This is a genomic window from Psychrobacter nivimaris, assembly GCF_904846365.1.
Lineage (GTDB): Bacteria > Pseudomonadota > Gammaproteobacteria > Pseudomonadales > Moraxellaceae > Psychrobacter > Psychrobacter nivimaris_B.
Genome location: NZ_CAJHAL010000015.1, coordinates 23,684 through 44,579 on the forward strand (window position 1 = coordinate 23,684; position 20,896 = coordinate 44,579).

A 20,896-nucleotide genomic window follows, 5' to 3' on the forward strand; every position below is an offset into this window, starting at 1 on the left:
AAGTTAAGTGAGAATAAGGTAGTAGATAAACGATGATAGCTTAACAAGTATCAAGATACATTGTATCCATTCGGGTTCATGCTCTGCCAACGCCATGTATCTCGACACATATCAGCAATCGATAATTCAGCTTGCCACCCTAACAGGGTTTTCGCTTTATCGGCACTGGCATAGCAACTGGCGATATCCCCTGCACGACGTTCTACAAACTGATAAGGAATGCTCTGACCAGATACATCAGAAAATGCAGATACCAATTCCAATACAGAAGTACCTTTACCAGTTCCTAAGTTAATAGGTAAAAAGCCTATTGAGTATTGTTGTGTCGTACCATCTTCACTTGGTCTGGTTTGTTTATCTAGATAATTCAATGCAGCCACATGACCTTGAGCCAAATCAGTAACATGAATAAAGTCACGGACACCTGTTCCGTCGACAGTAGGGTAATCATTACCGAAGATACTAAGCTTATCAAGTTTGCCGACGGCCACTTGAGAAATATAAGGCATCAAGTTATTAGGAATATCATTGGGGTCTTCGCCAATCTGTCCGGATATATGCGCGCCTACTGGATTAAAATACCTAAGAGCAATCAGGTTCCAACTGTCATCAGACACAGCTAGGTCTTCTAATATGTATTCAACAGCTAGCTTACTTTGTCCATAAGGATTGGTACAAGAACGCTTCGAGCTCTCATCGATAGGTAAAGATTCAGGGTCACCATAGACAGTGGCAGATGATGAAAAAACGAAGTTTTTTACATCATACTCTTCCATAATTTCTAACAAGGTTATGGTACCGCTGACATTGTTATTGTAATACAGCAATGGCTTTGCTACTGATTCCCCAACTGCTTTTAACCCAGCAAAGTGAATCACGCCAAAGAATTCGTGCGAAGCAAAAACTTCTCTCAGTAACTCAGGATCTCGTATATCCCCTTCGATAAACTCAATTGTCTGTCCAATAAGAGTAGAGACACGGTTAATCGCTTCACGGCTACTATTAGATAAGTTATCGTATACAACAATATCATAGCCTGCTTCGTGTAGTGCTATACAAGTATGGGAACCGATATATCCAGCACCGCCAGTAACTAATATTTTATTTTTCATAACATCGATCCGTTACTTTATGAATTAGTTATTCGTCTTTGCTCATAAATGCAACTATACTGGGAACTATAATACATTGCCAACGTAAATATATTAATAATATATATCCAATTTTCCGCTACCAATCCAAGCCGTCGACTACGTCATGAAATTCAACAACTACTTTAAGCCACTATTGTCAGGTTACTATAAACACTATCGCTACCCTAACCAGCGTTTGGCGCTAGTGGTTGGTATGCTGCCATGGAAAGATATCGTCAACGAATGGGTGTTTGAGTCGGCACATGTACAAATACAACGACACTTTGATAAGCAATATTTTAATCTTTGGCTCAAACCTTTTATCCAAAAGGTAAACCCTGTCATCTATATTTGGGGATATAAAGCGCCTCAATACTTTATTGAGTATGTCCGCGCCCAAGGTATAGACATTTTTTTCCTAGAAGATGGTTTTATCCGTTCAGGTCCTGATGATGATAGTAGCGTGCCACCATTATCTATTGTAATGGATAGCCAAGCGCCATATTTTGACACAACGCGACCAAACGATCTGACAGACCTCATTGCAAATTTTGACTTTGAGCAGGATAACTATGATGAGGTGCTAGCACAAGAGATGCTTGATTATTATGTATCGCATAGAGTGAGCAAATATAATCATCAACCTTATGTCGATGTCGCACCAATATATGGTACTAAGGATAAAGAACGTATTCTGGTATTAGGTCAAGTACCACATGATGACTCACTGAAATACGGTAGCGGTGAGGGTATTACTTTACTTGATGTAGTGAAGAAGGCAATCAAAGAAAATCCTGACGCTCAGATAATCGTCAAACCACACCCAATGACGTTAGACAACCCTGACATTGTCAGTACACTCATTGAGCTAGATTGCCTTATCCTTACTCAATCTATTCATTTGGTCGATGCACTGGAAACTATCGATCATGTCTATACGATTACGTCGTTAGGTGGATTTGAGGCTATGTTAAGAGGAAAAGAGGTTACGGTGTTGGGGCAGTCTTTTTATAAAAGCACTAAACTAAACCCTAGACAGTTATTTTATATCTTGAAGCAATATACTCTACTCTGAAATACCAAAAATTTCAGGTATCTATCGCTTAACTATATTGAAAAAATTAGTAATGCTAACTATTAATTTTCTTCTAAGCTTAAGTGATAGAGGTCTATTACGCATGTTCAACTCTCTATTTTTGCTCACCAAATTAAGATTTTCTTTAACAGTCTCTCTAATATACTTTTGACTCTGAGTCAGTACGTACTTATTATTTAACAAATTATCAATTTCTAATAAAAATTTAGAAGGTGTATTATAACTTTGTGAGAAAAGCTGCTCTCTTAATGAATCTTGTACATGAGTATATGGAGCTTGAAATAATAAAGCTTTATTAATACCCTGCTCTAACCCAGATACACTCTCAACAACCGTCCCAATATCTGACCTTCTAGAATACTCCAAACTATGCTCATCTAGCTTATTACTATAAAGTGCATCAGAATTATTTAATAAGACAATTGGTTTTCGAAAATAAAGCGCATCAAAGATTGCACCACTATAATCGGAAATCAGAACGTCAGACACAGCTAACAACTCTAAAATATCACTATACTCGCTGAAAACAATGCAGTTTTCAAAAAAACTAGAACCACTTCCCTTCTGCTTAAAAATTGAAGTATTGTGATGAGGCTTAATTAAAACATTGTATTTACAAGTAAGTCTTGTAATAGCGCCTTCATATGCGTCAATACTACTTAACTCTCCCCATGTAGGTGCATACAAAATTGTTTTCTTTTTCGAATCCAGAATCTCACTATATTTTTTATAGACTGTTAATTTATAATTTGTATTTTCCCATACATCATAATTTGGATTCCCTATAGATACAGCGGGAGAGAAAGGCTTTATTTTGGATTTCGCATAATCACCATATGTTAGGTTTAGATCAGCTAAAGTGCGCCATGTGCCATAGTTATGCGGTTCTTTAGCATAACCATACTGAATCATAACTATTTTAGTATCTTTAAATTTTACGATATCATCAAACGGTGTTTGGCATACCATTATATCAAATCTTCCATCGACTTCTATAATTCTATTTTTTGGTAATTTTATAACTCTATCACCAAACTCTGCTAATATATTTGGATCAAAAAAACATTGCTCATCATTTCTATATTCAATAATAAACGTAGAGCTTGGTATAGCCCTCAATAGAACGGAGACATGGTTAAATTGAAAAAGGTTCCAACCGATGAAAGCAATCTTAAAATTTTTCATCATTTTTTATACTACTAAGTTTCAAAGTATTTTCAATAAGTTTTCTTGCGGAAATATCATTCATCAATCTATTATTATCTTCTGACTCTAAAGCTTCTAGGTAGGCCAACCTCCCAATAATACTTTCCAATTCTGCATGTGCATAATATAATTCTTTATTAACTATCTCATCAGTGTAGTTATCCTTACCCTCTTGCCCAATAATTAAGCCTTTAATTCCAAGTAACTTAAGTTCATAGCTCAACGCAGAACCTTCAGATACACTTATATCTAACTTAGAAGCTAAGATATTGAGAGGCATTTGATCTAATAAATCATTAATGATCACATTATCAAGGTAGTCAAAATCAAGAATTTTGAATTTATGACCTTTGGGATGATGTCTTATTAACCATGTATATTTATTACTAGTAGATTTGATTACATTAAGCAAATATTGAGGTAGCTCTCTTTGTTTTTGAAGAACAAAGAGAATTATTTTTTGTCCTGAACATAAATTTTCTAGAAAATCTAAGTAAGAATCCCGACTCTCACGACTTATTGTACTTTCATTTAACCAAGAATAGCCCATTAGTAAAGGTCTATGTTTAGATTTCGACCTGAAATTATATTCAATATTTTGTACATCCAGTTTTGAGTAGACGGCAAAATAATCAGGTAATGCTTGATAACTTCTATTAGATACCTCTTCAAATCTATTATAAAGCGGCGTCCAACCTCTCTGTATCCCATGTTGTAAATCTACAGTTAAAATCCCTAAATGCTCAGCAGCAGAGATGAGTGGTGCATATCGATGATAAAAGTTTAGAAAAACAACTTTCGGGTTAATTGCTTTTAATAGTTCAATATAGTAAAGTCTAGCACTTAACTCATAGTTTAAAATATCTAACAAATCTTTTTTAGTCAATGTTTTTAGTATAGGTATATTCTCACGCATACAATTAAACAATGATTTATCATAACTAATTTCAGCACTAAAATCGTTTACAAATTTCTTGGACAAGACTAAAAGCTTTGCTGGAATTTCATATCTATCCCAATCTTCTGCTAAATTACTAGTCCTGATCACTTCATACTTTTGAACCGTTGTAAGCTCAGAAGCAGCCTTGTAATAATAATCTATATATTTATGACTTATAAGACCATCTCTTTCTAGCTTTTCTGTTGCATTCTGCATGACAAAAAAAAGTATATCTGTCTGGATTAAGTTTTTGAAGTTTTTAGCTTGAACTAACTGAGAATTATTTTGCAGTTTATTCCTTATTTTAGGGCTAAAATCCTCAAAAAAAGTCCCCTGTATTCTTGAAGCTCGCAATATATAATCATCAAAGCTTCCTAATGATACCGAGTTGATATTTGCCCATAAGTGATTACGTAGATATGGCCATAGATGCTCATCTTTATACATCAAATCATTAACAGGATAATATTGTTTAAAAGAGATCAACTGATTAAGATTCTTTTGTATATCATCATGACCTTTTAATTTATATCGTTTTAGGTAAATATCATGACATGATAAAACTGGGTGTTTGACAAACTTAATCAGCTTTCTAGCAGTTTTTCTTAAGTCTAGATTAAAATAGCTCAAAACTTATAATCCGTATTAATACGTGAGATAATTTCAGTACTTGAGATACTGACAGTTCTATCAAGATATATCACGTCACAAATATCTTTAAGCTCATCAAACTTATCTTGCCAATCACATCCCATGACTAGTACATCAGCATTATATTCAGATAAATACTTACGTTTAGCTTCCATTGATTCTTCTAAAAACACGCCATCAACGCAGCTTAGTGCTGATACTATACTCATTCTTTCGAATTCATTATAAACTGGTAAACGCCCTTTCTTTTTAGCACTAAATGCATCACTAGATATACCTACATATAACTTATCACCACACTCAGAAGCTCTTTCTAAGAGCCTAAGGTGACCATAATGAAAAAGATCAAAAGTACCGAACGTTATCACACATCTCATAATAGTCTCAACAGTTATACCCAAAAAACAGAACTGGTATGTTAGCCACACCTATCAACATACGACTAACTAAGAAGTAAATGTCTGCACTTATATTAAGGAAACCTTAAGTTTAATCACTTTAAACTTACAGAATAACGATAAGTTCTGTAACTTACCATTTTAAGTGGATTATACATATTTACTAGCTCCAATCCGCACTTATGATTTTTTAATATGAAACCACTTAATGTCCTTAGAACTCTCAAGTACATACTTTTTAGATAAATATGATATGCACTAATATTATAAACATATACTGATTATTTATGATAGTTTTGAGCTTTACTTAAAACGAAAAAGAGTAGCTTTGCAGACAGATAACAAACCATCTGTAAAGCTACTCATAAAATTAATAAACTGATTATACTAAATCTGAGCTACTGTAAACTTGTTGTAAAAGCCTTTTTTTCCTATATTTTGCTAATTGAATCTCAATGGTTAGCTACAACTTATGCAAGCACTACTCTATAATAAAAAACTACTAATCACTATAGTTAGCTATTTTTCTGTAAACATCCATTAAACTAGCTTGCTCATCTATTGAACAGTGAAGACTAAAGTCTCCGTTCAAGAATGTTTCTGTCTGCTTAAATAGCCCAGGTTTGAAATCAATGTCTAGCTGTTCATCAAGTACTATTTCTTCTTCATTGAAAGTACCAGCCCTCATTACTTTCAGCTTTTCCATTGGTTTGAAAATCAATCTATTCTTTGCTGTTAAAACCTCAATCGACCAACGGCCAGGTGCACCCCAATCAGCAAAGTAGCTAAACATAATACTGTTATTAGTTATACCAGAACCACAAAATTTGTCGGCACTATGATGCCAGACTAGAGACCCTTGTGAATATGTTGTTATTTCACTAGGCTTACCAATGAGGTGAAAAGTCAGATCAACTACGTGCGTTGAATTCGCAATAAACCAATTTTGTTTAACAATATCAGGCTTATCTAAACCTTCAATAACATTAGAACGTTCAGTAAACTCAAAAAAACAAGACCTAATACCACCGTCTTCTTCAATTATTTCTCTAGCTTTATATACCGAGGAAAAAAATCTTCGATTATAGGCGATTAATAAACTAGTTTCGTACTTATCTGCAAGCTCTTTTAAGTGAGAGATTTCGTACTGATCTAACCCACCTGGTTTCTCTACCAGAATGTTCTTAACACCATATTTAATCAATGCTGCTGTGCACGAATATAGATCTTCTACATTTACAGAAACAATTGCATGCGATGGGATAGCTGGTTCAGTAGCTAAAAAAGTGTATAATCCACCTAGGTATATAGTCTTTTGTGTGATTTTCTTACATTCTTCAGCTGATTTTTTTCCACGCCCAACTACAATAAAGTCTGAGGATAATTCTTCTAAGACCTTTACGTACTCTCGAGCCATTAAACCAGCACCAACTAACCAAGTAGTATTCATTGATAAACCTCATTGATTTTTTTCTACTAGCTTATTAAGCAAGTAGTGATTGTATCATTAACTTCTGATTTTAAAGTACCTAAAACCACTTCTATAAATGGTTCATGCAGCAAGCACGCATCCTTATATGTAGGTAGGTTACAACGACTATTCACCAGAATGTCCTCCACAATATGAGGGGTCAAGTCACTTTGATGTTCTATGATAGCGATTTTCTCTTGTACCCACTTCCAATCATTAGTAATTGATGCATAAGACACCTCACCTCGCGCCTCATCAATACAAAACCTAATAGTATCTGTATTAATATTAATTATAGTGTCAACACGATTATCATCTGTATGCCTACAATCTAAATTAACACTTGCTTTACCAATTTTACCATTTAGATTACCAAAGACTTCATAATAACCCTTTCTCTTAGCAGGTAGTACTTGTTCCACATCAATATTCAAGTTAACATTGGGACAATTCTCTGACTTTGATTGCTGCAAGAACAAAATCAAATCTAAAAAGTGCAATCCATTACATGCCAATCCCCAGTTTATACCACTTACGCTAAAGTTTATAAATTTGCTTTTACTGATATCACCCACGATATTTTTATAAAAACTAAATTCACGTCTAGAGTGATTAACCCATACGTTAATATCAAGATTGGAAAACTTATCTTTGAACTCAATATAATCCTCTGGTTTTTGGAAAAGCACTTTTTCAAGGATTAGATTCTTAACTTTTTTCTGAAGTAAAAGCTCTCGTAATATCTCCGCTCTTATTTCCGCTGCTGTAGCAATAATTACTAAATCTAAGTTATTCGATAAGCTTGCGATATCTTCACAAAACTCAACTGTGATACTTGTATTAAGATTCTCGACTATTTCATTAAACCTATTGATAGCTAACGCTCTAGCTTTTTCATCATTTTCAATTAACTGAACTTTTAAAGAACTATTTTTTAAGTTGATTTTTTTTATACCCTGTAGATATCGACTACCAAATTGTCCAACTCCAACAAGTGCTACTGTATATTCTAGTTTGACTCCGCCATCTAACTTAGTAAGAATTTCATTTGAAAGCGTTTCATGTCCTATGGAAGATAAATGCATGTTGTCCTCGAGCATACAATTGTCCTTGCCTTCTTGTATAAATGCACTCTCAAGATCTATCAAATATGCATTGTCATTTGTATTAACAACGCTACTAATAATTGCGTTATACTTTTGGGTATTAATAAAACTACGAGGTGTATTTATCTCATGCGACTTAGGGAAAGAAATAATATTCACAAAACTAATCGAGCTAGCACCCTCTTCATTTGCAAGGTTTATTATTTCCTGAAGATTACTTCCGAACTGATCAGGGCTGACATAATTAAATTCGTACTGATTTGAGATAATATCTTTACGATACTTCTTCCCAAAGTCAATAATTTCTTTCTTCACATTTAGTTCTAGCAGATCCATACCGAGCCTTTGATGCTCTAGAAATATTCTTTCAGAGCTATCATTGAGTCCCAAATGCACGATTAAATGTTTATTTTCTAAATGACCGACTATCTTGCTCCATGAGTCAATCAATCTAGATGTTGTAAGATATCTTTGCGCCCAGATACCCATCTTGTGCCCATTAATTTGTGACAGGGCATTCTGATTAAAATGCCATGCTGTAGTAGTTTTTGCGCCAAAATCATTTCTCACTGTTTCATTCGGTCGTGGTAAACCAAGTGAATCAGCTACCATGAACACATTCTGATTTTCTTCACCGAATTCAGAATTTATAATATTTTTAAAAATTCTGGACTCTTTTGCGAAATATTCATGTTCATTTTCACACAGCTTTGCAATAGCAGGTGCCTGTCCTAAAAGCTCTCTCAGTTCATAGAATACTTCGACCGCTTTAATTTTATAGCCATCAGCAAGGTAGTTATTAATTAAGTCTAGCTTAGCACCCACATTATCTTGAAATTGTTTTATTAATATCTCATTTGTAAAAACAAAGGGATTCCTTGGTATATCTTTGCGATTTGAGATTTCTAGTGTTTCCTTAATAAAATCAAATAAATTAACATTTTCAAATGGCAAATATTCGTTCACTTTAGAGTCAAAGTCAATAGTATTAAAAATTGAATTAAAACTATCAACATCATGAACATAGTAAAAACTATCAGTTTCAATCTCATCGGCAAAATTCTTAGCGGCATAGTCGCTAAACACAAAGTTTTTTATACCGTACTGGCTAGCTTCATAAGCCAAAGCAGAACCTTCCGATAATGTAAAATTAACCTTGTCAAATAATGCTCTTATATTAGCTTGATCAATAGATTCGTCTATCAATACTTGGTCATTTATTAATCCGTTGATGAAGTCATAGGCTTTAAAAAACTTCCGACTCGTAGGATGATGTCGGACCAACCAAAAAACTTGGCTCTCGGTACTTTTAATTATATTTTTATATAAGTCTTGTATTTTTTCTTGGTCTTGTAACACAATTAATCCAATTAAGCGTTTCTCACTATCAAGTTTTTTGGTCACAGAATCTGGAAACTCATACTCAAACTCTTCGAGCTTATTAAGCCATGGGTTACCTAATAATATTGCCCTATGACCCTTATTAGGGAAGTTACGTTCTATATTTTTTAACTCCTTATTTCCCCAGACTGCAAAGTAGTCTGGATAAGATTGATAACCTTTCTCTGGAATTTCCTCATGATGGTTATATAGAATGCCATCGCCTGCCTGCAATCCATGCTGAATATCTATTGTTAATATTCCTAGTTCATTAGCTGCTGAAATCAAAGAAGCGTGATAATGAAATGATGTTAAAAATATTACTTTAGGTTTAATCTGTTTTAATACAGTTAGCATCCATTCTCTAGTATGCATTTCATAATCAACAACTGAATTTAAAATATGCCTATCAACTGACATTTGTGTTCTGAATAACCCTTTGAAATTTATAAAGAAACTTTCATCATATGTGCAAAGGTTATGATAACCAACTTTTTGAAACTCTGGAGGGAGAATAGAGAGGGTTTTATATTTATATTTATGCCAAATATCAATAAAATTAGTATTAGGATTAGAGATAAACTCTATTTTTTTGCTGGACGTAATAGTTGAAGCAGCTTCAAATAATGGATCAATTAAACGATGATATATTTCACCATCAACTTCAGTACGACCAAAGCCACTATGCTGACAAATAAATAATATATCTACTTCTTCGTTTTCAAGGTTGTCAAAGGGTTTGGCACTAATAGATGCCATACTATAATCTCTAGTATATTGTGTAAATTTCGAAAAATGTGCTGTAGATAAAGCTAATGGATTTAGTTGCTTATAACTTTCTCGACCTCTCCACGTAGCATAGAGATTTACTAGCATATGGTTACGTATGTAGGGCCAGATGTATTCATCACCCCGCTTAAAGCTATTAACATTATACCGCTTGGTAAACTGATACAGCTGATTATTATAATCTGTAAGGTTGACAAATTTTAAATCTGAATTCTGAGATAGGATTTGCGATTCTTTAGACGCATTTTGTCTTAGTAATTCCTTTACCTCTGCTTTGTTTTCGTTTTCATAATATTCAAATATTAAATTTAACGCGTTTTTCAAAGGTGGTATATTTGGCACTCTTTTATTTGTGAAGTCTTTAAAAAATAGTTTAGGATCTCTTGATATTTTTTTTAAGTTCCTATTTATGTGATCTATATCTAATTTCAACATATTATTTTACCATCGTACGTGTATAGTAGATTCACAGCTATTATCTTACAAAGTAAACCCATCATCTACTGATATGGTTTGTCCGTTTATATATTCACTATTATCACTTAAAAGAAATACTAATAGACCACTGATATCAGAAGGATCTAACATCCCTTTATTCAAACATTGTTCATTATATTGAGCTAGAAACTTTTCATTCTGAGAATCAAATATACCACCTGGACAAATCGCATTCACTCTAATATTTAAACCTTTAAAATATTTAGCCATATATTTGGTTAAATGCAATAGAGCAGATTTAATGACTGCATATTCAACCACTAAAGTCATTTCCGTGCCATCATACACTTCAAACTTAGGGGCAATCACACCATAAACCGAGCCCATATTGATAATATTACCATGCCCTTGTTGCTTAAAAAAAGCACCAAACTTTTGAGAACATAAAAAATAACCACCTATATTCAGGTTGATGTTTTCACAAAAATCGTCATATTTTACATCGAAGAAATGTTTCCCGTAATTCCTATTTCTCGGATAGGCATTGTTAACCAGGCCGTCGATTTTACCAAACATATTAAATATAGAGGCAATAGATTCATTAACAGATTCTTCATCATTAATATCTAATTTAATAAAATATGGTGGTTTTGGATAACCACATGCTACACATTCTGCAATAACTTTTTGTGCTCGATCTTCGTTAATATCTGCGATTATAGCTTGCCAACCTTGCTTAGCTATTTCTTTAATAAAAGTACTACCTAATAAGCCTGCGCCACCAGTTACTACAATTACTTTATTATTATTTTGCATTATCAATACCCACTTTTTTGGATAATAAGTAAGAAACCACTTCTAAATCAATTGGATTATCAATATCTATTGAGCGCTCTTCAGGCATGATAAATAATCCTGTATTTTCATGAATTACACTTTGTCTTTTTAGCAATCCGTCACGAGTCCATGCATAAATTGATGCATTCATATCATATGTCTGAGGTGCATCCTGTCGCCTAACAACAAGAGCATCAACTGACTTACTTGTTTTCAATTGCTTGTTTTCGTCGAACTCCACCATATTAAAATATGGACTACGGCGGCTAACCGATGCAGTAATAACGTTTTCATAGTTATTCTTAATTAGGTGTGCATATGTATCTATAATATCTGAAACATCCCTTAAAGGTGAAGTAGCATCTAGGTCAATTAAATAATCGAATTCAATATCATAATATTCTTCACTTTTCTGAAAGGCGTCCTGAATAACCTGCAGCTTACCTGCAGTATCTGAGGCCATTGATTGATCTCGTTTAAAAAAAACTTCAGCTCCATATTCTTTAGCTACGCTTGCAATTTGATCAGAGTCCGTACTAATAACTACATGCTTGAATAGACCGGACTTCAAAGCTTGATCAATAGTATGAGCAATCAATGGCTTACCAGCAATCATAAGTAGATTTTTATTTTTTACACCCTTACTTCCACCTCTTGCACAAATAGTACAAAGTATTTTTTTCATATATAACCTCATAAAGCCTTTATAATTGGATTGTTAATTACAATTTCTGTGTTGAACAGTAATTTTACAAAAGAAAAAAATAATTTTGATAGAAAATGAGTGATTTATCTTAAAAGTATACATACTTGAATATAAAATTTTAAGTTTCAAAAACTCGATTTACCATATCCTCATAACTCTCTTCAGGAGTCATAAATTCTTTTTCTAGAGCACCTAATTTAACATATGGTACATTCCAATTCACGTTAGTTGAACTTCTAACAATACCTATATTTTTTACTGAAAAATCAGCATTCTCTAGGTTTTTAGTATAAAGATATGCAAGTTTCGCTCTATAAATCACTGCCTCACTACTTTCGTCCCAATTTTTTGATTTTTTGATATCGTCATAATAACTTTCTTTACTTGCAGGCTGATACAGGTCGATTGGATAATCTTTATTAGCCCAGTCATCACATACTATAACGTTTGCCTTTTGCTTGGCTAGATTTACTGTTGACGTCCCGTTCCACATTAGGAAACAATCTACATATGGGATGAGTTCATCAAGACCACATTCTCTATGGCCCAACTTATAAATTCCATCTTCATCTGAAAACCAATCTAGAAAAGATTCCAGCTCTACCATCGATATTTCATACTTTATCTCGTGCGGATGCGGTTTAACGATCATAAAGATATCATCATTTTGCAAAACAAATTGATTAGTAGCATTAGCCCAAGCCTTCATATTAGGAAACACACCCTTCATTTCTGGCACACATAGGTCACACAATCTTTTTCCCAAAATACATACAATAGTCTTATTATTTTTTTTAGCTTGTTTTATTGCTTCTAGTAGTGAATCCGAAATACCTTCTCGTTCAATGGTCTCATTAACTTTTCGACGATATTCCTCAACATATGACTCAATAAACTCATTTGAGATATTCTCAACTTCAGACCTTGCCCAAGTGTAGAAATTTTCAGATGATCCGAAAACGGCGGATCTTGAGTTTTTATGCTTAGTAAGATTGAGTGCAGTCATAGTATTATAAGTGAGAGTCTTAAGATCTACTGAATAATTTTCATAGGCTGCAGTAACTTGAACTAGAGATTCTCGTTCAGGCCTATTCAGTTGCAATGATCTGTGATAATAATACGCCCACGGTGCATAGTGATGCATGTTAGCTAGAAAAACTATAGAACTGTTATTTAATTGATTTAATAGTTCTTTATATACATATGCGTTTCTATCTATCCTTCTTTTAAATAATTGAAAATAGTACAGTGACGATGCAGAACTCCAATCAAATGTATAAACTTTTTGGTTACGCGCTATCGTTTCAAAAAAACTTTGATATAAGTTAGTACCGTTACATTCTATAATTTTTTTATCTATGTCTACTCTCCAATCACTAAAATCGTTATTCCAGTGCTTCGGTTGATTGATGACACTCATATTATCAAAGTTAAGAAGCGGTATATTTTGATTACCTAGAATTAGTTCTCTTTCGTTAAAGAAATCAATTTGACCACAAGATAAATTCAAAATAGGAACGCTATGGTTTTGTATTAGGTTACGATATAGATGAAGAGGAGCATACATAGTATTTAAATCATGTAACGGATTAATAACAATCAATCGTTTACTGTTTTTTATATTTATTTTATTTTTTAAAAATTTAAAATAAACTTCTTTTAAAGCTTTAAGATTATTGATTTGGGAGATTTTATATTGCATTGTAACTAAAGGAACAATATTAGCGATACTAATTTTATCTCCTAGAAAGCGTGAGAATATAAATTTGTCATACCAAATATTAAACAAATCTTCACGTTCAACTAGCATACCCAATCTTTCTAGAGTAGCGATGTAGTTTATAGCTCTAAATGTTGAATCGCATTCGAATCTATTAATAAAAAGCTTAAATTCTTTTTTCGCTTTGTCCGTCAATCCGTACTTAATCAAGTTATCAACGTATATTTTATTAAGCCTAAAAGCTATGCTTGTATGAGTAGATTCTTTAGAAATGTGGGAGTGTATTAGATCCATTGTCTTGTGATAGAATTCCTCGTTCTCACTGACCATGTTATATACTTCACTTAATTCAAATTGCGTCATACGACTATAGAAGAAGTTATATCTAGAATAAAAAATATTACACAATTCACTGTTATCAATATATAGTAAATTAGAAATTTTTAAAGCATTGTAAAGGTCTGAAACATTGATTTCCGATTTTAAACGCTCTTTTGCTTTTAATAGCTCATAATTTGCTAATTGAGCATATTCACAATCCTCAGTATAATAAGCCCTTATTGACATCGTGGTTAATATATATAGCTTCCTACTACCAAAACTTTGATAATTCTTTTTCATATGTTTGTTGTGATGAACAATATCGCCGAAAGTAGACTCATACACAGTATAGTTAGTATAGATAATACTTAAATGGCTTTCGCACTTTAATATATCTTCATCTTTCATTAGCATTTTTTTTGAATTTTTGTATTTTAAACAAATATCAAACAATCTATAGAAATCGTTAACTTTTATTAAAATACCTTTCGTATTCATGAAATGTGTGGCAATCCTATTAACATAGGGGAATAATACTTGCAGATTATTCAGTATGCCAAAATACCTATTTCTCACACTCTCGATTTTAATTAATGTTTTTACTTCATCTATGTAAGATACGATGAGATTATTTATTATAACTTCTATGCTTTCAGTATCTGAAATTAAGGTAAAATAAGATAATTTATCAAACGCTGTAGCACTACCGTTTACAACTTTTTCAGATAAACTATTAAAAATATAATCTAATTTATTCTCGTAATTTGTGATGTCCACACCATCGCTATATAACTCTGTTGTAATCTCATTATAAATATATTTTTTCTCTTCGAATGCTATATCTTGTTCTCCAGGAGAGCTATGATTTTCAATGTCTTTATTAAAATAGTTATTTGGAATAACAATTTTTTTTAATATTTGACCCATTGAATTTTTTATTAGCTTACATAGATAATTGAGTTTAATTACTAACATTTATAACCTTCTAATATTTAATATAGTTGATTCAGTTTAAAAAAGATACAAGGCAACCGAGCGCAAATGTATGTGTGATACTTCAAACGATGTTAACGCTGTAAATCTTCTGAAGGGGACTAACTATAGCTATCATATTTTATGGATGCGAATTTAACTTAATGTTAGTAGTTCTATTTCGTATTTTATATTACTCATTAATACGATTTATTATTTTCAATATACTGATAGCCTGTTGGTAAGTTGCTGCGTATAACCTTTCACCCAACACATCTATATGCATATCTCTATACATCATATTTCTATCAAAAGTTTCTGCTATTTCTCTCAACTTGACACCATTTCTATCTTGAACTATAAGAGTATTATTTATTAAATCTACATAAAATGTACTATTCTTACTATGGGCTATAATCTTTCGTATTGGTATCTTACTAAAATAATTTAGAATTATATTGACGTGTGTATTGCGATCAGTTTTTAGATTAAGTACGGCTAAATCTTCTGCTTCTATATCTAACTCAGATACTTTCTCTGTCATACAAGACATAGCGTCTGTAATTCCAAACAACCATTCAACGTAGTCTAATTCATGACTTAAATCTAGTAGAACACCTCCTCCCTTTTTTTTAGAAGCGCTGTAGCTTTTTCTGTAATCACCTTCTATACGCCAGTTGGGTAAGTATGAACCACTCTCAACACTAGAAAAATAAATATTTTCTTTATCTATTATTTGTTTTAAAGTCTTTAGAAGCGGGTGGTAGCGCAAAACATAACCTACATAAATATCATTCTTAGGCTTAAAAAATTTATAGTCTTCAAACAAAGGTTTTTCGCAAAAAATCAACTTATTCTCAACCTTTTGGTTTATATAACTAAGTTGTTCGAAATGCTTAAATGTCTCAGATGAAATTATGAAATAGTCGTATTTTTCAAGCGGCGCTTTATCAAGACTGGGATATACTCGTTTGTCTTTTATATTTTGTTTAGAAACAATATCTATGTTGGAAATACCATCAATCTCTCTAAGAACCTCCTCATGTCTTTTACCTATAGATCCATACCCAATAATCAATACATTCATTCGCCAAAAACCTCTTTAAATTCGTTGTTAGCTTTCTCAAACTCTTCTACTCTTCCAATATCTAGCCAATACTCATGTATAGGGAATGAGACGGCATTCAGGCCCTTGGCAATAACATCTTGAAATAATGTAGGCATATCATAAAACTTATCTTCTGGTATATAATCCAACACACTTGGATTACACATATATATACCAGCACTAACAAAAAAACTATGGTTTGGTTTTTCAGTGACAGACTTAATATTATGGTCATTATGAATTTCAACCACACCAAAAGGTACCTGAAAATTGTATTCTCTTACGCACATGGTTGCATCTGAACTTAAGTCTTGATGATACTTTAAGAGATGATTAAAATTAATATTCGTCAATAAATCACCATTCATTATAAAAAATGGTTCGGTTAGCTTTTCCTTAATCAAGCTTAGAGAACCTGCCGTTCCCATTCTCTTTTCTTCCTTGATATACTCAATATTTAATCCAAAATCTTTACCATTGCCAAAATATTCTTCGATTACTTCAGATTTATAGTTAACGCACAGGATAATATCTTTAAAACCATGAATCTTAAATTGTTTCAGTATGGTTTCTAGTATTGGTTTATTACCAACCTTTAGCATTGGTTTTGGAGTTTTATCCGTCAAAGGACGTAGTCTAGTCCCAAGACCTCCAACCATCAACAAAACTTTATTACTCTTGACTTCATCTAACATAAAGTCTTCAATGAGTTTAATATCTACAACACGATTATCATTATCAACAATAGGTACTTGATAGATAGTATTTTTTAACGCTATATATTTAATTGTTTCTTCACTATCATTTTGGTTAGCTATTATTGGTTTTTTAGACATTATATTTGATGCTGGTTCACTAAGTGGAATACCATTTAGTATGGCTCTGCGAACATCGCCATCAGAAACCGTTCCTATAAGCTGATTATCATCATTTAGCACTAATGCTACATGTATGCCGCCTTCGTCGATAGCTTCAAGCGCTTCTGTAATACTATGATTAGCATTAATTCTTATCTTCTCAAGCCTATTCATAAGTTAACCCTGCAATATTATAAAAACTCTTCTTTAATAGACTGCTGTCTAAACTTATATCTTTCAATACTCTTATTATTTTCTGACTTGCAAAACCATTAGATTCATAAGGATTTTGAGCCTTTTCAATTATTTCTTTGAATTCATTAGAATACAATACATCTAAACTTCTAGTTATATCTGAAGTCGTTGGATCACAATCAATTATACTTAGGGATTTTAATCGGCCTTTTTGACGATCGCCTATATTAATAGTACCTATCTTAAAGCTAGGAGCTTCTGAGATGCCACTTGAACTATTACCAACAACAGCATCAACATATTGTAAACAACTTAAAAACCTGAGCTGCCCAAGTGATGTAAATGCAACAGACTTCTGGCTATTATTAAGCACATACTCATCTATCATAGAGTTTATAACCCTTCCGTCAGTATCGCTATTTGCCTTAGTAAATATAATTCTTGTATTTTCTAGCTTATCCAGTGCATTTAACAACTCTAAAAACTGAGAAGCAGCACTGTTTTGCTCTAAAGTAACCGGATGGAAAGTAACCAAGAGGTTTTTCTCTCCAAGTTTGAAACCGAGCTGCTCTTCCAATTGGTCTTGATCTAGTAAAGTCATTCTATTAATATTTTCAATACCCATACCACCAATGTTAAACACAGTCTGTGGCTGTTCACCTAGTTGAATAACTCTATTTTTATATGCTTCTGCTGCTGTAAAATGTAAATGACTCATCTTTGTAATAGCATGTCTTATAGACTCATCAAATGCACCTTCGGTCGTCTCACCTCCATGCAAATGAACAATAGGTATGTTTGCAATCATTGCAGAGATCGCAGCAGATAATATTTCATATCTATCCCCTAACAAAACAACAAAGTCTGGATTCAGCTCATCATATGCTTCAGCAAATGATATTTGTGCCAATCCTGTTGATTTTGTGACTCCGATTGCCGTATCACTCGAAAGTAAGATTTCAATTTTTTTATTGATCTCAAATTCTATCTCTTGGTATGTTAAACCAAATTCTGGACTCAAGTGAGCACCAGTTGCGATAACTTGCAACTCTAGATCGACACTGTCTGATATCTCTTTCATTAGCCAGTATAACAAGCCGTACTCAGCTCTAGTACCGGTGACAACACATATCTTTCTCATATTACCTTCTTTTTGATAAGCACTTATTACAATTATACTATTAGACCTTTTAGGCAGTACTGCCAGCATCAACTGTAAATGTAGTGCCTGTAATATTCTTTGCGTCTTCAGACAACAGGTATGAAATTGTTCCAGCCACATCATTGACTGTAGCTAGATGGCCAAGGCAGCTTCTACGTTTAATGCTTTCTAATTTTGAACCTTCAAGCCCACTTGTCATTGCTGTCTGCATATAACCTGGTGCCACCGTATTAACCGTAATCTTAGCTTTGCCAAGCTCTCTTGCAAGAGAACGAGTAAATCCACCCATTGCTGATTTTGTTGCGCCGTATACGGACAGACCATTAAATCCTGTAGATCCAATAATTGAACCTATATTAATTATCCGACCTTTCATTTTCATCAACATAGAACGACTAATGTATTTTGTTAGTAATATCGGCGCTTCAATATTAACTCTAATTAACTCAGAAATCTGTGTCTCATGCATAGTACTTAAAACACCATCGTGACCCAAGGCAGCATTGTTTACTAGTCCAAAAATGGCGCCGTGCTCTTTAGTTATGCGTTTTACTAAATCGTGAATACCGTCGATATTATTGAAGTCATAACTGTAAAAGAACAGCTTGTCTTTAAATGTAGATTCGAGCTCTTTAAATTCCTTTGTTTGTCTTCTACTAATACCGACAACTTTAAAGCCATCATTTAATAGCCGAAGAGTTACTGCCAATCCAAGTCCTTGTGAAACACCAGTAACTACTACTAAACCCTTACTCATACTTAACCTCTTTTTATTTTTCCGCTTTGTGTGGTTTCAATATCATCTACGAACTTAATAATGGCTGGAACTTTGTAGGCTTCTAAACCTCTCTTACATTGTGATAGAATTTCCTGCTTTGCTGTCTTTTTATCTTTGTCTAAACTGTTTAATACAACATTTGCGCAAACTAATGAGCCTAGCATTGAGCTGTTTTTGGCATAGACAACGACTTGATTTACTAAGCCTGTCTCTAATATGCAGCGTTCCACTTCTTCTGGCTGGACTTTATTACCACCAACATTAATTGCCCCCGAATCACGACCTAAAAAAATTACTCGATTATCTTTTACTTCAACTAAGTCACCTGTATTAATGTACCCATCTTGATTATGCATGGAGTCCCCAGACATATAATGCTGACTTATTTTATTGGGTTTTATACAAAGCTGTCCTGAATCATCAGTTTTTAAACCAACTCCCGATTCATCCGAATTCAGATAGCTGACGGGAAACCCTGCCTTACCATCATTTACAGAGAATCCTACACCTGCTTCCGTTGAAGCATAGATATGTCTTATTTTTGCCAATGGAAACTGATATCTCAATGATTTAAGTATTTGAGTGTCAGCTATTTCTCCACCCAAAGTAATGTTGGTTAACTTTAACTCATTAGCACTTGGAGACATTAAAGCCTTACGCCAAAATGATGGTGTTGCAGAGATAGTATTGCACTCGCTCTCATAGAAAAAGGAAAGCATCACGCTTATATTCATATCCGACGAAGGTATAATTAGTGCTGACCCCCCTAACAATGCCTGCAGGTATACTTGTATACCTGCAAAACGGTAAATATCGTACACCAATCCCCATGTAAACTTTTTGCCTAGATCGGAGTTAGACTTGATAGTTCGCGTTAACCCATCTAGCTTATGCGCTACTAACTTAGGAACGTTAGTAGTGCCTGATGTGGGTATGATCCAGTCGGTCGAGGCTACCTCAGCTACCTCAGCTACCTCAGCTACCTCATTGTTAGCTACAGTCATATTAGTATTAACAGCAATCAATTTAATACCATCTTCATCACTATATTCAGCAGCATAGTCAACCTGTACTTGATCTATATATTCTTGGTATAGTTTTTTGTTTATATCTGTCGGTAAAAACAGAATTTCTGAGGCTGTCCCATCCAGAAAATAAAGGAGTAATGCAAACTCTTGTCGCGATCTACCATAGATAACAACCTTTTTACCTTTTGTTTCGTTAATTATTGCTCGATATAAATCTACTTGGCTTCTAAGAAATCCATGCTTGATCTGGATGCCTGATGAAAAAATGAAAGCAGTTCGATCATCAGGTATTTTACTAGTGAGGCTTTGCAGTGTAATAGGCATAATCTATCTTTTTATAGTCTTATAAATTAGGGTTCATTTTTTCATAAATGGCAACAAAATCACCGAAAGTTGATGGATAAACAGGCTCATCCATCATAACGAACGGGTCAAAATCTAGATTTTCTTCTAAAGTAGCTACTAAAATTGCAAACCCCAAAGAGCTCAGTCCACTTTCAAGTAATACAGTGCTATCTGTCAGCTCATCAACTGATAACTCAGAATCTGTTTGTTCTAATACTTCAAAGTATGTATCGATAATAACTTTTCTAATACTCATAAC

At 33.4% G+C, this 20,896-nt stretch carries 16 protein-coding genes; 1 reads left to right on the top strand and 15 read right to left on the bottom strand.

Going from position 1 to position 20,896, the window contains the following annotated elements:
* Window positions 1–50 precede the first annotated feature (50 nt).
* Window positions 51–1,112, bottom strand: coding sequence for a UDP-glucose 4-epimerase GalE (galE, locus tag JMX63_RS07675; protein WP_201571872.1), 1,062 nt, complete (start codon window positions 1,110–1,112; stop codon window positions 51–53).
* A gap of 145 nt (window positions 1,113–1,257) precedes the next feature.
* Between galE and JMX63_RS07680 the strand changes: the two genes are divergently transcribed.
* Window positions 1,258–2,208, top strand: coding sequence for a capsular polysaccharide export protein, LipB/KpsS family (locus JMX63_RS07680; RefSeq protein ID WP_201571874.1), 951 nt, complete (start codon window positions 1,258–1,260; stop codon window positions 2,206–2,208).
* Between the two features lie 21 nt (window positions 2,209–2,229).
* Here JMX63_RS07680 and JMX63_RS07685 read toward each other — a convergent pair whose 3' ends face one another.
* The 14 genes from JMX63_RS07685 to JMX63_RS07750 all read right to left on the bottom strand — a co-directional run bounded on the left by JMX63_RS07685 (window position 2,230) and on the right by JMX63_RS07750 (window position 20,893).
* The gene (locus tag JMX63_RS07685) at window positions 2,230–3,417 is read right to left on the bottom strand and encodes a CDP-glycerol glycerophosphotransferase family protein (protein ID WP_201571876.1); all 1,188 of its coding nucleotides are present in this window, start codon (window positions 3,415–3,417) and stop codon (window positions 2,230–2,232) included.
* Window positions 3,401–5,005 carry a hypothetical protein gene (locus tag JMX63_RS07690; protein ID WP_201571878.1) on the bottom strand — a complete coding sequence of 535 codons (1,605 nt, stop codon included), beginning with the start codon at window positions 5,003–5,005 and terminating at the stop codon, window positions 3,401–3,403. Before JMX63_RS07690 ends, JMX63_RS07685 begins: the two co-directional genes overlap by 17 nt.
* Window positions 5,002–5,403 carry an adenylyltransferase/cytidyltransferase family protein gene (locus JMX63_RS07695; RefSeq protein ID WP_201571879.1) on the bottom strand — a complete coding sequence of 134 codons (402 nt, stop codon included), beginning with the start codon at window positions 5,401–5,403 and terminating at the stop codon, window positions 5,002–5,004. The genes JMX63_RS07690 and JMX63_RS07695 overlap by 4 nt, the downstream gene beginning before the upstream one ends.
* 523 nt (window positions 5,404–5,926) lie before the next feature.
* Window positions 5,927–6,874, bottom strand: coding sequence for a Gfo/Idh/MocA family oxidoreductase (locus tag JMX63_RS07700; RefSeq protein ID WP_201571880.1), 948 nt, complete (start codon window positions 6,872–6,874; stop codon window positions 5,927–5,929).
* Window positions 6,875–6,900: 26 nt separating this feature from the next.
* A complete protein-coding gene (locus tag JMX63_RS07705; protein ID WP_201571881.1) occupies window positions 6,901–10,605 on the bottom strand; it encodes a Gfo/Idh/MocA family oxidoreductase in 3,705 nt (1,234 codons plus the stop codon).
* A 45-nt stretch (window positions 10,606–10,650) separates the two neighbouring features.
* Window positions 10,651–11,424: an oxidoreductase gene (locus tag JMX63_RS07710; RefSeq protein ID WP_201571883.1), complete on the bottom strand. Its 774-nt coding sequence runs from the start codon at window positions 11,422–11,424 to the stop codon at window positions 10,651–10,653.
* Window positions 11,414–12,130, bottom strand: coding sequence for an acylneuraminate cytidylyltransferase family protein (locus JMX63_RS07715; protein ID WP_201571884.1), 717 nt, complete (start codon window positions 12,128–12,130; stop codon window positions 11,414–11,416). Before JMX63_RS07715 ends, JMX63_RS07710 begins: the two co-directional genes overlap by 11 nt.
* Window positions 12,131–12,269: 139 nt before the next feature.
* Entirely contained in the window at window positions 12,270–15,167 is a 2,898-nt protein-coding gene (locus tag JMX63_RS07720) for a hypothetical protein (RefSeq protein ID WP_201571885.1), read from the bottom strand.
* 190 nt (window positions 15,168–15,357) lie between these two features.
* Window positions 15,358–16,251, bottom strand: a complete 894-nt coding sequence (locus JMX63_RS07725; protein ID WP_201571886.1) for a Gfo/Idh/MocA family protein — start codon at window positions 16,249–16,251, stop codon at window positions 15,358–15,360.
* Entirely contained in the window at window positions 16,248–17,303 is a 1,056-nt protein-coding gene (locus JMX63_RS07730) for a nucleotidyltransferase family protein (RefSeq protein ID WP_201571887.1), read from the bottom strand. Before JMX63_RS07730 ends, JMX63_RS07725 begins: the two co-directional genes overlap by 4 nt.
* On the bottom strand, window positions 17,296–18,465 hold the full coding sequence (gene neuC / locus JMX63_RS07735; RefSeq protein WP_201571888.1) for a UDP-N-acetylglucosamine 2-epimerase: 1,170 nt from the start codon (window positions 18,463–18,465) through the stop codon (window positions 17,296–17,298). The genes JMX63_RS07730 and neuC overlap by 8 nt, the downstream gene beginning before the upstream one ends.
* 49 nt (window positions 18,466–18,514) lie before the next feature.
* The gene (locus JMX63_RS07740) at window positions 18,515–19,243 is read right to left on the bottom strand and encodes an SDR family NAD(P)-dependent oxidoreductase (RefSeq protein WP_201571889.1); all 729 of its coding nucleotides are present in this window, start codon (window positions 19,241–19,243) and stop codon (window positions 18,515–18,517) included.
* 2 nt (window positions 19,244–19,245) lie between these two features.
* Complete coding sequence (locus JMX63_RS07745; RefSeq protein WP_201571890.1) at window positions 19,246–20,616, bottom strand: AMP-binding protein; 1,371 nt, start codon at window positions 20,614–20,616, stop codon at window positions 19,246–19,248.
* 19 nt (window positions 20,617–20,635) lie between these two features.
* Window positions 20,636–20,893, bottom strand: coding sequence for a hypothetical protein (locus JMX63_RS07750; RefSeq protein WP_201571892.1), 258 nt, complete (start codon window positions 20,891–20,893; stop codon window positions 20,636–20,638).
* Window positions 20,894–20,896 lie beyond the last annotated feature (3 nt).

Excerpts from the sequence above, each read along its gene's own strand:
- JMX63_RS07695 (WP_201571879.1), bottom strand. The coding sequence starts at position 5,403 with ATGAGATGTGTGATAACGTTCGGTACTTTTGATCTTTTTCATTATGGT.
- JMX63_RS07750 (WP_201571892.1), bottom strand. The coding sequence starts at position 20,893 with ATGAGTATTAGAAAAGTTATTATCGATACATACTTTGAAGTATTAGAA.
- JMX63_RS07685 (WP_201571876.1), bottom strand. The coding sequence starts at position 3,417 with ATGATGAAAAATTTTAAGATTGCTTTCATCGGTTGGAACCTTTTTCAA.
- JMX63_RS07715 (WP_201571884.1), bottom strand. The coding sequence starts at position 12,130 with ATGAAAAAAATACTTTGTACTATTTGTGCAAGAGGTGGAAGTAAGGGT.
- JMX63_RS07745 (WP_201571890.1), bottom strand. The coding sequence starts at position 20,616 with ATGCCTATTACACTGCAAAGCCTCACTAGTAAAATACCTGATGATCGA.
- JMX63_RS07710 (WP_201571883.1), bottom strand. The coding sequence starts at position 11,424 with ATGCAAAATAATAATAAAGTAATTGTAGTAACTGGTGGCGCAGGCTTA.
- JMX63_RS07705 (WP_201571881.1), bottom strand. The coding sequence starts at position 10,605 with ATGTTGAAATTAGATATAGATCACATAAATAGGAACTTAAAAAAAATA.
- JMX63_RS07720 (WP_201571885.1), bottom strand. The coding sequence starts at position 15,167 with ATGTTAGTAATTAAACTCAATTATCTATGTAAGCTAATAAAAAATTCA.
- JMX63_RS07740 (WP_201571889.1), bottom strand. The coding sequence starts at position 19,243 with ATGAGTAAGGGTTTAGTAGTAGTTACTGGTGTTTCACAAGGACTTGGA.
- JMX63_RS07725 (WP_201571886.1), bottom strand. The coding sequence starts at position 16,251 with ATGAATGTATTGATTATTGGGTATGGATCTATAGGTAAAAGACATGAG.
- JMX63_RS07730 (WP_201571887.1), bottom strand. The coding sequence starts at position 17,303 with ATGAATAGGCTTGAGAAGATAAGAATTAATGCTAATCATAGTATTACA.
- galE (WP_201571872.1), bottom strand. The coding sequence starts at position 1,112 with ATGAAAAATAAAATATTAGTTACTGGCGGTGCTGGATATATCGGTTCC.
- JMX63_RS07700 (WP_201571880.1), bottom strand. The coding sequence starts at position 6,874 with ATGAATACTACTTGGTTAGTTGGTGCTGGTTTAATGGCTCGAGAGTAC.
- JMX63_RS07680 (WP_201571874.1), top strand. The coding sequence starts at position 1,258 with ATGAAATTCAACAACTACTTTAAGCCACTATTGTCAGGTTACTATAAA.
- neuC (WP_201571888.1), bottom strand. The coding sequence starts at position 18,465 with ATGAGAAAGATATGTGTTGTCACCGGTACTAGAGCTGAGTACGGCTTG.